Annotated in this window: 14 protein-coding genes; 4 read left to right on the top strand and 10 right to left on the bottom strand. The window is 63.4% G+C overall.

Annotation, left to right across the window (positions count from 1 at the left end; genetic code table 11):
* Window positions 1–7 precede the first annotated feature (7 nt).
* From JNB89_RS28405 to JNB89_RS28390, 4 genes are read right to left on the bottom strand one after another with little or no spacing between them, the layout of a single operon-like run.
* On the bottom strand, window positions 8–1,114 hold the full coding sequence (locus tag JNB89_RS28405; protein ID WP_220364405.1) for a phosphotransferase: 1,107 nt from the start codon (window positions 1,112–1,114) through the stop codon (window positions 8–10).
* A gap of 20 nt (window positions 1,115–1,134) precedes the next feature.
* Entirely contained in the window at window positions 1,135–1,851 is a 717-nt protein-coding gene (locus JNB89_RS28400; RefSeq protein ID WP_220364404.1) for a histidine phosphatase family protein, read from the bottom strand.
* Window positions 1,852–1,871: 20 nt separating this feature from the next.
* Window positions 1,872–2,660 (bottom strand): oxepin-CoA hydrolase, alternative type, encoded by a 789-nt coding sequence (locus JNB89_RS28395; protein WP_220364403.1) that lies wholly within the window; start codon window positions 2,658–2,660, stop codon window positions 1,872–1,874.
* Window positions 2,657–4,213 (bottom strand): 3-hydroxyacyl-CoA dehydrogenase, encoded by a 1,557-nt coding sequence (locus JNB89_RS28390; RefSeq protein ID WP_220364402.1) that lies wholly within the window; start codon window positions 4,211–4,213, stop codon window positions 2,657–2,659. Before JNB89_RS28390 ends, JNB89_RS28395 begins: the two co-directional genes overlap by 4 nt.
* Before the next feature lie 127 nt (window positions 4,214–4,340).
* Between JNB89_RS28390 and JNB89_RS28385 the strand changes: the two genes are divergently transcribed.
* Entirely contained in the window at window positions 4,341–4,988 is a 648-nt protein-coding gene (locus JNB89_RS28385; RefSeq protein WP_013339845.1) for a glutathione S-transferase, read from the top strand.
* A gap of 118 nt (window positions 4,989–5,106) precedes the next feature.
* Here JNB89_RS28385 and JNB89_RS28380 read toward each other — a convergent pair whose 3' ends face one another.
* Entirely contained in the window at window positions 5,107–6,279 is a 1,173-nt protein-coding gene (locus JNB89_RS28380) for a pyridoxal phosphate-dependent aminotransferase (protein WP_220364401.1), read from the bottom strand.
* A 147-nt stretch (window positions 6,280–6,426) separates the two neighbouring features.
* Window positions 6,427–6,990, bottom strand: coding sequence for a putative toxin-antitoxin system toxin component, PIN family (locus JNB89_RS28375; RefSeq protein ID WP_220364400.1), 564 nt, complete (start codon window positions 6,988–6,990; stop codon window positions 6,427–6,429).
* Window positions 6,991–7,047: 57 nt separating this feature from the next.
* Here JNB89_RS28375 and yaaA point away from each other — a divergent pair, with 57 nt between their 5' ends.
* Both yaaA and JNB89_RS28365 read left to right on the top strand, forming a co-directional pair.
* Complete coding sequence (gene yaaA / locus JNB89_RS28370) at window positions 7,048–7,830, top strand: peroxide stress protein YaaA (RefSeq protein ID WP_013339842.1); 783 nt, start codon at window positions 7,048–7,050, stop codon at window positions 7,828–7,830.
* Window positions 7,831–7,881: 51 nt separating this feature from the next.
* On the top strand, window positions 7,882–9,036 hold the full coding sequence (locus JNB89_RS28365) for a M14 family metallopeptidase (protein ID WP_135894853.1): 1,155 nt from the start codon (window positions 7,882–7,884) through the stop codon (window positions 9,034–9,036).
* 218 nt (window positions 9,037–9,254) lie between these two features.
* Here JNB89_RS28365 and JNB89_RS28360 read toward each other — a convergent pair whose 3' ends face one another.
* The 4 genes from JNB89_RS28360 to JNB89_RS28345 all read right to left on the bottom strand — a co-directional run bounded on the left by JNB89_RS28360 (window position 9,255) and on the right by JNB89_RS28345 (window position 13,173).
* Window positions 9,255–9,887: a BspC domain-containing protein gene (locus JNB89_RS28360; protein ID WP_013339840.1), complete on the bottom strand. Its 633-nt coding sequence runs from the start codon at window positions 9,885–9,887 to the stop codon at window positions 9,255–9,257.
* Between the two features lie 203 nt (window positions 9,888–10,090).
* A complete protein-coding gene (locus tag JNB89_RS28355) occupies window positions 10,091–10,765 on the bottom strand; it encodes an energy-coupling factor ABC transporter permease (protein ID WP_013339839.1) in 675 nt (224 codons plus the stop codon).
* 109 nt (window positions 10,766–10,874) lie between these two features.
* The gene (locus JNB89_RS28350; RefSeq protein ID WP_220364399.1) at window positions 10,875–11,753 is read right to left on the bottom strand and encodes a response regulator transcription factor; all 879 of its coding nucleotides are present in this window, start codon (window positions 11,751–11,753) and stop codon (window positions 10,875–10,877) included.
* Between the two features lie 205 nt (window positions 11,754–11,958).
* Entirely contained in the window at window positions 11,959–13,173 is a 1,215-nt protein-coding gene (locus tag JNB89_RS28345; protein WP_013339837.1) for a DUF2863 family protein, read from the bottom strand.
* A 268-nt stretch (window positions 13,174–13,441) separates the two neighbouring features.
* Between JNB89_RS28345 and JNB89_RS28340 the strand changes: the two genes are divergently transcribed.
* The gene (locus JNB89_RS28340) at window positions 13,442–14,557 is read left to right on the top strand and encodes an AI-2E family transporter (protein WP_220364398.1); all 1,116 of its coding nucleotides are present in this window, start codon (window positions 13,442–13,444) and stop codon (window positions 14,555–14,557) included.
* The last annotated feature ends 386 nt before the right edge of the window (window positions 14,558–14,943 follow it).

Genomic DNA, 14,943 nt, shown 5'->3' with positions numbered 1-14,943 from the left:
GGCGCGCTCAGCGCACCTTTTGCGCGTAGCGCCAGGCGAGTTCAGCCATTGGCCGCGCGCGCCGGCCGGCATCGAGTGCTTGCGCGCTGGCCGCTGTGCCGTCGACGACACGCTTCATGATCCCTTGCAGAATCGCGGCGATGCGGAACATGTTGTACGCCAGGTAGAAATTCCAGTCGCCCCGAATCTCGAACCCCGTCCGTTTGCAATAGCGCTCCACGTATTGCTGCTCGCCGGGTATGCCCAGCGCCGCCCAGTCCAGACCGGCAATGCCACGGAACTGCGCGGGATCGACGTGCCACGCCATGCAGTGATACGCGAAATCCGCGAGCGGATCGCCGAGCGTCGACAATTCCCAGTCGAGCACGGCAAGCACTTTCGGTTCCTCGCGATGGAAGATCAGGTTGTCGAGCCGGAAGTCGCCGTGCACGATCGACACGCGTTCGCCGGTTTCAGCCGGCATATGTTGCGGCAGCCATTCGATCAGCCGTTGCATGGCCTCGATCGGTTCCGTTTCGGACGCCGTGTACTGCTTGCTCCAGCGCCCGATCTGACGCGCGAAATAGTTGCCCGGCTTGCCGTAGTCCGACAGACCCACCTTCTGCGGGTCGACGCTGTGCAGCGCGGCGATCACGCGATTCATTTCATCGTAGACCGCGGCTCGTTCATCGGCGCTCATGCCAGGCAGCGACGGGTCCCATAGCACACGGCCCTCGACGAACTCCATCACATAGAAGGCGCGGCCAATCACGCTTTCGTCTTCGCACAACGCGAGCATCCTGGCAACCGGCACGTCCGTGTCGGCAAGCGCGTGCATCACACGGTATTCGCGCTCGACCGCATGCGCGGACGGCAGCAGTTTCGCCGCTGGCCCAGGCTTCGCGCGCATCACGTAAGCGCGCGACGGGGTGACGAGTTTGAAGGTGGGATTCGACTGACCGCCCGCGAACTGCTCGACCGTGAGCGGCCCCGAGAAGCCATCCACATGCTGGCTCAGCCACGCGGCAAGCGCCTCTGCGTCAAAGCGCTGACGCTCGTTGACCGGGCGCGTGCCCTCGAATGCCGAGTAATCCGCGTGTGCTTGCGGCTCGCCGCTTTTTGACGCTTGCACCATGTGTCTCCTCCGGTTCGGGTTCAGCTACGCGTGTATTGGGTGAATTGTGCGTAGAGAATTTCCATCGTCGTATTGCGGATGTCGCGATGCAGCGGCGACGGCGGTGAATAATTGATTGCGCGCAGCACCCAGTCGCGTGGTGCCGAGCCGACGTCGAGCGCGTTGATGCAGCCCGTGGCCTGAGCAAGATGGCCGAAGAATGTGCGTCCGCCGGCCGTGAGCGCATGCGACAGAATCGCGCGATTCACGCCGCCATGCAGCACGAGCAATACCGTGTCCCACGAACTGTCCTCGCGCAACGCGGCAAGCGCCGGCAGTACGCGATCGAACAGCTCGCCGATCGTCTCGCCGTCAAGAAAGCGCGTGCTTTCCGGCACGATGCCGTCGAACACGCCGAGAAACGCGGCTTCGAGATCTTGCAGCGGAATTTGCCGCAGCTTGCCGCCGCGAATCTCCTGCCACGCCGGCTCGATTTCGAGTTCTATCTGCTGGCCCGTCTCGGCCAGCACGCGCTGCGCGGTTTCCACCGTGCGCGGCAGGCCGCTCACGATCGCACGATCGAAGCGCACCTGCTGCTCTGCGAAGACCCGGCCCGCCGCGCTTGCCTGTTCGCGGCCGTTGGCGTTCAACGGTACGGTTTCGGGGTCGATCGTGCGGCCCGAGTCGTCGAAGTACGTCACATCGCCGTGACGCATCAGGAATATGCGGCGACGCTTGGGTAGCTGATAGGCTGGCATGTTGCTTGGCTCGGTTGTGCTTACTTGTAGACGGGCGCGCGCTTCTCGAGGAATGCGGAAATGCCCTCCAGCCCGTCGCGATGATGCAGCGAAGCCACGAAGTTATCGCGTTCCGCAACCAGATGCGTTGAAAGCGGCTGCGTGCCGGCCGCGCAGACGAGGGTCTTGATGCGCGCGACCGAATTGGGCGAGAGCTTGCCGAGTTCGTCTGCCCATGCGACGGCGGCGTCGCGGACGGTGCCGGGCTTCGCGAGCTTGTTGACGACGCCCAGTTCGTGCAGGCGCGACGCGCCGATCGGCTTGCCTTCGATCAACACTTCCGTTGCCAGCTGGCGAGGCAGGGCCTGAGCGAGGAACCATGAGCCGCCGCCGTCCGGCGTGAGACCAACGCGCGCATACGACATCACGAATTTCGCGTCTTCCGCTGCAACGATCAGATCACATGCAAGCGCAAGCGAAAAGCCGGCGCCGGCTGCGGCGCCGTCGACCGCGGCAATCACCGGCTTCGACGAAAAGCGCAGCGCGGAAATCCATTCGCCTAGCAGATCGATGCTTTGCGCCTGCACGGAAGGATCTTTCGCGCGGTTTTCCAGCAGACGGTTCAGGTTGCCGCCCGCGCAAAAAAAGTTGTCCGCGCCCGCGATCACAACAGCGCGAATGGACGGGTCGCGTTCTACTGAATCGAGTGCTTCGATCCCGGCTGCGTACATGTCGGGATGCAATGCATTGCGTGCGCCCGGGTTGGACAGCGTGAGGACGAGCGTCGACTCGCTTTCGGCCGGGCGCGAGGTGAGCAGTTCAGCGCTCATGCTTGGGTCTCCGTAGGGTTGTCTGCGGCGTCGCATTGAGTCAGCGACATGCCCAGTTGCGCGCGGCGCGCGAGCCACGGCGAGGGCCGGTAGCGCGGATCGCCAAGCACGTCGAACATATTGCGCAGGATGGTGAGAATGGTGTTGGCGCCGAGCGCGTCGCCGAGCGCGAGCGGCCCGCGCGGATAGCCGAGGCCGAGCATCACCGCGAGGTCGATGTCTTGCGGCGACGCGATCTGTTTCTGCGCGATGTCGCAGCCGATGTTGATGATCGTAGCCACCACGCGTTGCGCGACGAAGCCTGTCGAGTCGCGGATGACCGTGACGGGCACGCCGTCGGCGGCAAAGAGCGCGTGGCCGGCATCGCGCGCGGGGCGGGTGGTGGCGGGCGTGGTCATCAGCGTGCGGCGTTGCGCGCCGACGAACGGAAAGAGCGTGTCGAGAGCGACGACGCGACTCGCGTCCAATGCTTCATCGACGGCTGCGGTGGTGGCGTCGTGACCGAGCGGCGTCACCACGATCAGCGACTCGGCCGCGGGTGTCGCGCCTTCGTCGAGCTTCACACCGGCCTTGCCGATGAGTTCGACGACGGCCTGACGGGCCTGCGGATAGCGCTTGCTGACCCACACGCTTGCCGGCAGCGCGGTGGGCGCCGGCGCTTCGGGGGCCGCTTGCTGCTTGCCGTCCTGATAGCGGTAAAACCCTTCGCCGCTCTTTCTGCCCAGCAGTCCGCCCGCGAGCCGCGTGCCGGTGATCGGCGAAGGTGTGAAGCGCGGCTCTTCATAGAACTGGTGATAGATCGACTCCATCACGGGATGCGATACGTCGAGCGCGGTCAGGTCGAGCAGTTCGAAAGGCCCGAGGCGAAAGCCCGCTTGCTCGCGCATGATCCGGTCGATGTCGGCGAAACTCGCCACGCCTTCGCCGGCCACGCGCAGGCCCTCGGTATTCATGCCGCGGCCCGCGTGATTGACAATGAAGCCCGGCATGTCTTTCGCACGAACCGGCGTGTGACCCATGCGCCGCGCGAGGTCCATCAGGGCGTCGCCGGCCGCGCGGTCGCTGCGCAAGCCGTCGATCACTTCGACGACCTTCATGAGCGGCACCGGATTGAAGAAGTGATAGCCGACCACGCGCGTCGGGTCGGTACAGCCGGCCGCAATTGCCGTGATGGACAGCGACGACGTGTTCGACGCGAGCACGCAGCGCCCGCTCACGACGGTTTCCAGTTCGCGAAAGAGCGCCTGCTTTGTATCGAGTTTTTCGACGATTGCCTCGATCACGAGGTCGCAATCGGCCAGTTCGCCGAGCGCCTGCGCCGCCTTGACGTTGGCGAGCGCCGCGAGCGAGCGTGCGTCGTCCAGCTTGCCCTTGGCCGTGAGTTTGGCGAAGGTGTCGGCGAGGTAGTCGCGTGCGGCTCCGACGGCGGCACGATTCGCGTCGTAAAGGCGCACGCTGAGCCCGGCGAGCGCCGCGATCTGCGCAATGCCGCGGCCCATTGCTCCGCTGCCGACAATGCCGATGGTTTCGATGCTGCTATAGCGAGAGGTCATTTCGGTTGCTCGACTCCATGGTTATTCTAGAATGGCACGCTCGTGCAATTTACCTGATGTGTGTGCGGCGAAGGCCGCATTTGCGCGGACCAGCGGTCTCACCTACCGAAAAAGCAAGGAGACAACGATGATCAAACTCTGCGGTTTTGCGCTTTCCAATTACTACAACAAGGTGAAGTTCGTGCTGCTCGAACACGGCATCGAGTTCGAGGAAGTGTTTGTCGAGCCGAGCCAGGACGAGGCCGTGCTGGCTCACTCGCCGCTCGGCAAAGTGCCTTACCTGCAGACGGAAGAGGGCGACCTGTGCGAGTCGCAATGTATCGTCGAGTATCTGGCCGCGCGCTTTCCCGACAAGCGGATTTTCTCCGCCGATCCGTGGGAAGCGGCGAAAGAGCGCGAGTTGATTACGTTCGTCGACGTGCATCTGGAACTGACGGCGCGCAACCTCTACAAGCAGGCGTTTTTCGGCGGCAGCGTGACGGACGCGACGAAGGGGCGCGTGGAGAAACTGCTCGTGCACCACATTGCGGGCTTTACGCGGATCGCGAAGTTTGCGCCGTACCTGCGCGGCGAACAGTTCAGTGTGGCGGACGCAGCCGGGTATGTGAGTTTGCCGCTTGTCGGCATGGCGACGCAGGCTGTCTACGGCCGCGATTTTCTGCTCGACGCCGGTGTGGACTGGAAAAGCTATGTGAAGGTGATCAACGGCCGGCCTGCCGCGCAGCGCGTGACGGAAGACCGCAAGGCTTATATCGCGGCATCGCGTCCGGCCTGATGTCTCGTGCGGCAAAGAGCGCGAGGTATCAAGCGGGCTGCCGCGTGCGGCGCACGCACTAGCCGCTGCGCGCGATGGCGAGGAACGTGGGTTCGTTCGCAGCATCGCGCGTGATCTCCTAGAGCCGCGCCAGCCGCTCGAGCGCGGTGGCGAGCGTGCTTTCCTGCTTCGCAAAGCAGAAGCGCACCACGCCGGACTCGTGCGCCTCGTGATAGAACGCCGAAACCGGAATGGCCGCGACGCCTATCTCGCCCGTCAGCCATTGCGCGAACTCCGCTTCGGGCAGGTCGCTGATCGCCGAGTAATCGACGCACTGGAAGTACGTGCCCGTGCAGGGCAGCAGCCTGAAGCGCGAATTGGCGAGCCCGGCGCGAAAGAAGTCACGCTTCTTCTGATAGAACGCAGGCAGTTCCAGATAGGGCGCCGGGTCTTTCATGTACTCGGCGAGGCCGATCTGCATCGGCGTGTTCACGGTGAACACGTTGAACTGGTGCACCTTGCGAAATTCCGCGGTAAGCGCGGCGGGCGCGGCCACATAGCCGACTTTCCAGCCCGTCACGTGATACGTCTTGCCGAAGCTCGACACCACGAAACTGCGCTGCGCCAGCTCCGGATAACGCGCGACGCTTTCATGGGGCGCGCCGTCGTAGACCATGTGTTCGTACACCTCGTCCGAGACGATCAGCACGTTGGTGCCGCGCACGATGTCTTCCAGCTTGCGCATGTCTTCTGCGCGCCACACGGTGCCGGTCGGATTGTGCGGCGTGTTGATCAGCAGAAGCCGCGTTTTCGGCGTGATTGCGGCGGCGAGCCTGTCGAATGGAATCGCGTAGTCCGGCGCCTCGAGTGTGACGAATACCGGCTTGCCGCCTGCCAGTTCGATTGACGGAAGATAACTGTCGTAGGTCGGCTCGATCACGACCACTTCGTCGCCCGGATGAACCGCGCACAGGATTGCGGTCAACAGCGCCTGAGTCGCGCCGGCCGTGACGGTGATTTCGGTGGTGGCGTCGTAGCGGCGGCCGTACAGGTCGGCGATCTTGCCGGCGATTGCTTCGCGCAGCGGCGCGGCGCCTGCCATCGGCGGATACTGGTTGTGACCGTCCCGCATTGCGTTGGCGACCGCCTCGACGATGCGCGGATCGCAGCCGAAGTCGGGAAAGCCCTGGCCAAGATTCACCGCGCCTTTCTCGGCGGCGAGCGCGCTCATCACAGTGAAGATCGTGGTGCCGACGTGCGGCAGGCGCGAGGGAAACGAGGGAGTCATGGGCGTGTAGTGCGGTGCATTCATGGCGCTGTTCGGGCGGTGCGGGTGAGTGGGCGAAGGCATCGTTTTCAAACCGGCGAAGCCTGATTGTAGGGAATCCCGGGGCTGCGTGCGCATTCGCGCTGTGCGGCAGGCCGTCAGGCCCGGGTCTATACCGGCTCTATGCCAGGCCTACGTCAGGCTTTGCACGGCCGTTGCCGCCGGGTTGGTCGAACCGCCGGGCAAGTTGCCGGGCGCGTTGCTGGGCGAAGTGCCCGGCGCGCCAAGCTGCGAATCGGCCAGCCGCGCGGCAAACGGCGCCGGTTGGGCGATCTGGAAGCCGAAATCGCGGGCGATTCGCTTGGCGAGCTTCAGTACGGCGCGATCCTTCGAGATTAGCCAGTGCGCCTGAGCGGCATGCGCCAGTTCGAGGAATTTCTGGTCGTCGCGGTCCTTGCATTTCGGCAGGGGCTGCGCATCTTCCGGTTGCGCTGCTGGTTCGACAAGCTCAGCGAGCCGCGCAACCACCTCGAGCGCAGCGGCTTTGTCCACGCGACGTGCGACGAATTGCGGATAGTCGAGCACGTAGGTCAGTTCGGCGAGGCAACGGGCGTCGATCAGCGCGGCGACGGCACCGCTTTCGAGCGCGGCGCGAATGGGCCGCGTGTGCGGATCGTCGAATACGAGAATGTCGATCCAGACATTGGAATCGAGAACGACGCGCAAAGCGCCGCGTGAGGCATGGGAACCGGGCATTCGTTACAATCTGGCTTTCGTCTTTGACCGCCAGGCACGGCGTGCCTGCAAGCCTCTATGATAATCGTTCTGTCGCCGGCGAAATCGCTCGACTACGAAACCCCGCCTCACGTCAAGAAGCACACCATCCCCGATTTCATCGACGACGCCGCCGAACTGATCAGCGGACTGCGCCGTTTGTCGCCGCAGCAGATCGCTTCGCTAATGAGCATTTCGGACCAGTTGGCGCACCTCAATTTCGAGCGCTATGCGCAGTGGTCGCCGCGCTTCGGCCCGGACAACGCCAAGCAGGCCGTGCTCGCGTTCAACGGCGACGTGTACGAGGGCTTCAATGCGAAGACCTTGTCGTCGTCGGATCTGGACTTCGCGCAGAACCACGTGCGCGTGTTGTCGGGGCTTTACGGTCTGCTGCGTCCGCTGGATCTGCTGCAGCCGTACCGTCTGGAAATGGGCACCCGCCTCGCCAATCCGCGCGGCAAAGACCTGTACGCGTTCTGGGGCGAGCGCATCACGCAGGCCTTGAACACGCAGTTGAAAAAGCGCGCCGCGGGCTCGCGCGTGCTCGTGAACTGCGCGTCCGGCGAGTATTTCAAGTCGGTCAAGCCGAAGCTGCTGGAGGCGCCGGTTATCACGCCCGTGTTCGAGGACTGGAAGGGCGGGCGCTACAAGATCATCAGCTTTCATGCAAAGCGCGCGCGCGGTCTGATGGCGCGCTACGCGGTGGAAAACCGCCTCGACAGGGCCGAGCAACTCAAGGCGTTCGACTCGGAAGGCTATGCATTCGACGCTGAAGCCTCGAACGATTCCACCTACGTATTTCGCCGCCGCGTCGCCGAATAGGCGGTGCGCGGTTCGCGGCGGTGCGCCGCCTATCATGCAGGGAACCCCACCATGAGTTTATCGATCACGAGCAACTTCGACGCGGGCGCGATCGAGGTGCTGTCCTGCGCGAAAGCCGCGGACATCCGCTTGCGCGTCAGGCCCGACAGCCATGCGGAATTTGCACAGTGGTTTTACTTCCGGCTCTCCGGCGCGGCGGGCGAGCGCTGCGTGATGACGTTCGAAAACGCGGCGGCGTGTGCGTTCGCGGAAGGCTGGCGCGACTACCGGGCCGTCGCCAGCTACGATCGCGTGAACTGGTTTCGCGTGCCGACGTCGTACGACGGTCGTGTGCTCACCATCGACCACACGCCGCAGTTCGACAGTATTTATTACGCGTACTTCGAGCCGTATAGCGAGGAGCGTCACTCGGAGTTCCTGGGCGCAGTTCAACAGATGCCGCAGGCCACGCTGACAGAATTGGGCACGACTGTCGAAGGCCGGCCCATGTCGCTGCTCACGCTCGGCACACCGCAAAGCGGCGATACGCCGAAAAAGAAGGTCTGGCTGATCGCCCGTCAGCATCCCGGCGAGACCATGGCCGAATGGTTCATCGAAGGGCTTGTAAAGCGGCTCGCCGGCTGGGGCGATTGGGCGGGCGATCCGGTCGCGCGGCAACTGTACGAGCACGCCGTGTTCTACATTGTGCCGAACATGAACCCGGACGGCAGCGTGCACGGCAACTTGCGCACGAACGCAGCGGGCGCGAATCTGAATCGCGAGTGGATGGAGCCGGACGCCGCGCGTAGTCCCGAAGTGCTGGTGGTGCGCGATGCCATTCACGCAACCGGCTGCGATCTCTTTTTCGACATTCACGGCGACGAGGCGCTGCCCTATGTGTTCGTGGCCGGCTCCGAGATGTTGCCGGGGTTCACGGAGCGACAAGCCGCTGAGCAGAAGGCGTTTATCGAAGCCTTCAAACAGGCGAGTCCGGATTTCCAGGACAAGTATGGTTACGCGGCGAGCAAGTATCGCGAAGACGCGCTGAAACTCGCTTCGAAATATATCGGCAAGGAATTCGGCTGCCTGTCGTTGACGCTTGAAATGCCGTTCAAGGACAACGCCAACTTGCCCGACGAGCGGGTAGGCTGGAACGGCGAGCGCAGCGCTTCGCTCGGCGCGGCGATGCTGCAGGCCATCTTGCAGCACGTGCAGACGTTCGCCTGATTCGCGATTTTGAAGAAAAGGCACACTGAGGACGTGTGCCTGTTGGATTGACGGCGCGGCTTCGAAATCATGGGCCGGGTGATGAAGGCTGCGTCAAGGCGCTGCCGACTCTCGGCCCAAATAGCGCTGTTGCTGGATGCCCGCGCCCCCGCCCCCGCCCGCGGCAAAGTGCATATTGCAGTCGTCGTGGGCCGAGCGCAGTCATCGGCGCCTGTCGCCTAATGCTTCTTCTTTGCCGGCGCTTTCTTGCTGGACGATTTGCTCGAGGCGCTTTTCGCAGACTTGGCGCTGCTCTTCTTCACACTCTTGCCGCTTGCCGCCTGCTTGCCCTTGCCGCCGCGATGCTTGCCCGACGTGGCTCGCGACGACGAATGCTCAGCGCTGCGCGCCGCGCGCGCCGGCGGCACCGGGTCGTTCCAGCTGAACGCGAGCATTTGCGAGCCGACATAGCCACAGCGGAATTTCAGGTCGGCCGCGTCGCCTGCGCCATTCGGGCGGATGCCGAGTCCTTCGACAGTGACAATGTTATCGACCTTCACGCGTTGCTTGCCTTCGTCGAAGGAATCGTTCCATGGTGTGATCGAGGCGTGCGCGCTGTCAAAGGAACTGGGCGGGAATTCGACGTGATCAAACGCAGTAGATGTGCTCGCGACGAAATTGCCATGTGCGGCGCAATCCGCGACGAGCGGGTCGGCGCGCATTTCATTGACAAATTTGTTGACGAGATCGTTGTGCTGTTCGAGTTGGTCGGCGAATGCGGGCGCAGTGCAGGCAAGCGAGAGGCTCGCTGCGAATCTTGCCAACCGGCCGACCAGCCGCAGTAATCGGCGCGGTGCGTTGGTGCAATCCATCAAGTTCGTTAGACGCTAATGAGACGTGAGGCACGTAAGATGCGTCGCGGCACGGTTGAGTTCAATCGTGCCGCAACTATTTTTCGACTGCCGTTTTGCCGGACCTGCGCATGCGGTTGCACATGCTGAAGAGGCGCTCGTGCAATCCGCGCGAGATAGATGCTCACGTGCAGGCGAGCCGCAGGTGCAAGCTTGCGCCGGGCTCACGTGCGCGGTCCGCCGAGCCGGTATCGTCGAACATCATAAGTGGTGACCCACGCGGGGCGGTAGACGGCGATCAACGCCGTGGACATTCCCGTGAACCATGCCTCGCCCGTGGCCAGCAAAAGCACGCTGAGCGCGTAGCCGGCCGGCACGACCGTGGGTGAGCCGCCGGCAAGCGCGACATGAACGCCGAGCGCCGCGGCTGCCGTGAGCGACACCGCGATAGCCGGCGACACGAAGCCCTGGCCGAAGATAAACATGAAAAGGTTGCGCGGCAGCCACGCAACACTGGCCCGCTGAAGCAGCGTGGAAATGCCGACCGGCACCGCGCCGAACACAAGGAACGTGAGGGCGATGCCTTGCCAGGGTGCGTCGAAGATCAGGCCCGCGAGGCCCGTGACGACCGCCATTGCAATTAGCGCCAAGGCCCAGTCGAACAGCGTAACGACCAGGGTGGCGCCCAGCAGATGCATGACGGTTCCGTCGTCGAGCCACGCGTTGCTTGCCCACAGCACCGCCACGGCGACGATGATGGCAAGCCAGACATGCTGCAACGTGCCGTCCTGAAGACGTTTGAAAGGGTTTTTCCACAGCGCGAGCGCGACCACTATCGCAGTGACGATCCAGCCACCGACAGCGACCCACAGTGGAAGCGGTGTGTAGAGGAAACCCATGAGTCTCATATTACTCGTTGGACGACAAAAGGTGTGAGCGGATTCCATGCCAGCCGTTGCTGCGCCGGCAGAAATCGCGCTTCACGCTGCACGCACGCCGTGCTTCATGTCATGACGAGCCTTCCGCTACGGACTCGGACGCAAGTTCGGCTGAGGGGCCTTCGTCGTAGGCTGCGCTGGGCTCGGCTGCCATTGGCAGGGGCGCGTCCGCGCCACTGGTCGACAACGGGTATTCGAAGCGCCGCTGCGAAGCGCGCCGCAGCGGCACTGGGCCCGCTTGACCCATGACTGGGCGCAGCAGGGTGTCGCCTTTATTGCGCAGTACTTGCAAATGGTTCGACAGCCAGCCGTTGTATAGCGCGACCGCGGCGGCGCGATTGGGCGCGCCTAACTGCTGGAATATGCTCGTCAGATGGATCTTGACCGTGCCCTCGCTAATACCGAGCGTGCGCGCGATCATCTTGTTGGTGCTGCCCATATGGACGCAGCGCATGATCTGCTCCTGGCGCGGCGACAGACCATTCGACAGCCTCGCGCGGCGCGGCGGCGGGTTCTTGTCGTCGAACGGCCGGATGGCGGTGTCGGCGGGCAGCGGCGGATTGAGCGGCAACGCGCCCGAGGGCACATAGTGCCCGCCGAGCAGCACCATTTCGAAGGCGCGCACGATCAGGCACGGGTCGGTCTCGCGCGCCACCACGCCGCGCACGCCTTCGTCCATGAGCTCGCCCACCACCTCCGGCGAGATCCTGTCGGTCAGCACGGCAATGCGCAGATCCGGGTAATGGCTGAGCAGATGCCGGACATCCGCGACGGACATCCAGTCCTGCCAGTCGATCACGAGCAGGTCGGGCCACTGGCGCTTGAGCCCGCGTTCGACCTGACGCCAGTCTTGTGCTTCGTTAAAGCGCGCAAGCCGGTTGATCTGCCGTAACAGTGCCTTCAGGCCGTCGCGTCGTTCCGCGTCTGAATTGAGTATCGAGAATCGCATGCATGTCTCCAGATGAATCGGGCGAATTGGCGCGATGCACTCGCCCGGCGTCGGGCCGGGCGTTGCGATGCGTCGCCGTGACTATGATGACAAATTCCCTTCGGTTTGACGGCTGTCCGAAAGGCATAGGAGCGATCAGGCATGAAAAAGCCCCGCACGCGGCGGGGCTTTTATAGAGACGGAAACGCGCTCCTCGCGCGCTTCTTCAGTGGAAGTGCGGCTGCGCGGGCTCGGCGTCTTCCGGCATTTCGGCGTGGACGATTTCGCCGAGCGGGTCCGCGTACAAAGGCACGCCGCAGTCGTCGCAATATTCAGGCTCGAACCGGCCCGCGTGGCGGCGCACGTCCGTGACGCCGGTTTCCTTCAGCAACGCAACGATTTCTTCGAGCGGTGCGTCCGGCGGGGCGGATTCCTGCGGCTCTTCGTCGCTGCCGGCTTCGCCGTTTTCCCGGCCGTAGAGCGGCCACACGACGCCGTAGATGACGTCGTTGCTGCCGCGGCGTGTGAAGCCCACGCGGTATTCGTCGATACGACGCTCGCCGAAGCCTGCGACAACTGCGCGCAGGTCCTGCGGCGCCGCGCCAATTGTGTCGAATAGATAACGCACGGCGGTCCGGACGGTGTGAGGGCGCACGCGTTCGTCCGCGTCGCGGCACGCGGAATAATAGGCATCGGGCAGCAGGCACTCGAACTCGCAGCCCGGTAGCACGAGCGAAAGGTTCGCGCCGCCCTGGGTGGTCCACTGTTCCAGACATTGGCCGCGCTCGATCCGGCTGCCGTGTTCTTCTTCCTGCCAGCGGAAGGTCGGTTCGCCGACCGGCGCGGCCACCACCGCGAGGAGAAAGCGCGGGTCGGCGAGAATGGGTGAGGTTTCCGGGAGTTCGCCGAAGTTCAGCTTGAGACTGCCGCCGGCCATGGCGGCTTGCGCGAGCTGCTGCGCAATGCGCCAGGTTTCGACGTGATGGCGCGGCAACTGGTCGATGCTGTACAGGAACGGAGCCATGGCGACGCGCGTGTTGGCCGCGAGCACATGAGCCTGCAGATGCGCGCGCAACGCGTCGGCCGCGTCGGCTTTCAGCGGACCGGAGGGGATCATGTAGCGGGTCCAGGCAAGAATCGGCGCGGCAATCAGCAATGCCTCGTACGACACGCCTTCATGCTCGATCACGAACGACTCGCTGTGCGTTTCGGCCATGTCGGCGAGCGCGCCGTACGCGTCGGGGTGGTTCTGCTGCAGATGGTCGAGCGCTGCGTCGAGCGTGGTCTGGTTGGCGTTGCGCACTATCCTGGCGAGCAGCGCGTCGAGTTTCGCTTCCCAGAAGCGGTCTTCGGTGCGGCTGCCCGACGCGAAAAGCGCGAGCGAAAGACCGACAAGCTTGTCGGCATCGGGGGGGAGACGTTTGGCGATTCGCGAGCGCATAAATCCGGAAGTTTGGGTGCACAGAACCTTATATTCTAGTCGTTTCCGCGGCGGTATATGGCTGGGCGCGCAGCGCCGGACCGATTGGGACGTTTCGACACGAAAAATCAGACGGCCGGCGTGTGTCCCACTGACCCTGCGTCGCGACTTCGTCAAATAATATAAGACGGCAGGCGGGCGGAAGTCGCTTCTATATACTGACCGCTTTTTACGGACGCCGATATGCGCCCGGGCCGCTCCGCGCGGTCTGGCGCGACAGGAGATGCATGTGAAATCCGACCAGTTGATCGAACGCCTTGCGGCGGTGTTTGCGCTGATTATCCTGGTGGGCGGTTCCTTGCTCGTTCTCGCGCCTTTCACGACCGCTCTGCTGTGGGGTGCGATTCTCAGCTACAGCTCGTGGGGGCTCTACCGGAGGCTGACTGCGGCAGTTGGCGGCAGGCGCAGGTGGGCCGCCACGTTGATGGTCTTCGTGATTCTGATCGTGGTGCTGGGCCCCTTCGTCTATGCGGGTTTCGCGTTTGGCGCGCACGTTCACGACATAGTTGCGCTTGTTCAAAGGTTGTTCGAAGCAGGCTTGCCGGACCTGCCGCCGTGGGTGGCGCGAATTCCGGTGGTCGGTTCGAGCATCCAGAGTTTCTGGGAAACGGCGACGAGCAGCAATTCCGAACTGATTGCCCAATTGCGAACCCTCGCGGCGCCGGCGGGCAAGTGGATTCTTTCTGCCGCGATTGCCGTTACGCACGGTCTTGGCCTGCTCGCGTTGAGTATCGTTCTGGCCTTCTTCTTTTACACGGGAGGAGAGGGGGCGGGCGCGTGGCTGAATGCGGGCATGCGGCGTATCGCGGGCGAGCGCGCTGATTATCTGCTGGCGCTGGCGGGCAGCACTGTCAAGGGAGTGGTCTACGGGATCCTCGGCACTGCGCTGGTTCAAGGCGTTCTCGCCGGCTTCGGCTGCTGGATTGCCGGCGTGCCGGCGCCAGCCTTATTGGGACTGGCAACGTTCTTTCTCTCGGTGATACCGGGAGGTCCGGTAATTGTCTGGCTGCCCGCGGCGATCTGGCTGTATCACGGTGGCGCCACCGGGTGGGCGATCTTTCTGGTCGTGTGGGGCGTGCTGGTTGTCGGCATGTCGGACAACGTCATCAAGCCAATTCTGATCGGCAAGAACAGCGACATGCCGTTGATTCTTGTCATGTTGGGCATTCTCGGCGGCGCTTTCGCGTTTGGCTTCCTTGGCGTTTTCATTGGCCCTACGCTGCTGGCGGTTGCGTACACGGTGTTGCATGACTGGACCATCGGAGCACCCGCATCGCGCGCCTTGTTGCCGGACGCAACACCTCCTGCAGCGGAAGATATGCGCCCTGTAAAAAAGACGCCTTGAAGAAATGCAGATAGGGCTTGCAAGGCGTCGCGTGGCTCGCTAGAATCTCGCTCTTTCGTGCTCCGGACGCCGGGGCACGGGAAGCGGGAAAGCCAGTGGTGGCAAGGCTTCCAGCGGCGGTGGCAGGTTCAGGCAGTAGCAAAAACCTGTTGACGGCGCAGCGGAAGTTCTTCATAATCTCGTTTCTCTGCTGCTGATGCAGCAACGCAGAACGAAGTGGTGCCGGGTAGTTGAAGCAGGCGCTGTTGAGTGTGCGAATCGATCTTTAAAAACTAGCAGCCGATAAGTGTGGGCGCTTGATGCGCGACGCGAGCCGGGTTCTTCGGAATCTGGCGCAAAGCGAAAGTATCAAGTCTCACACAGTAATGAAAGGAAGGTTTTTCTGT

Origin of the sequence: Paraburkholderia phenoliruptrix (assembly GCF_019511605.1) — a bacterium.
In the GTDB taxonomy this organism is placed as follows: Bacteria; Pseudomonadota; Gammaproteobacteria; order Burkholderiales; family Burkholderiaceae; genus Paraburkholderia; species Paraburkholderia phenoliruptrix_A.
This window is presented reverse-complemented; position numbering and strand designations above follow the sequence as displayed.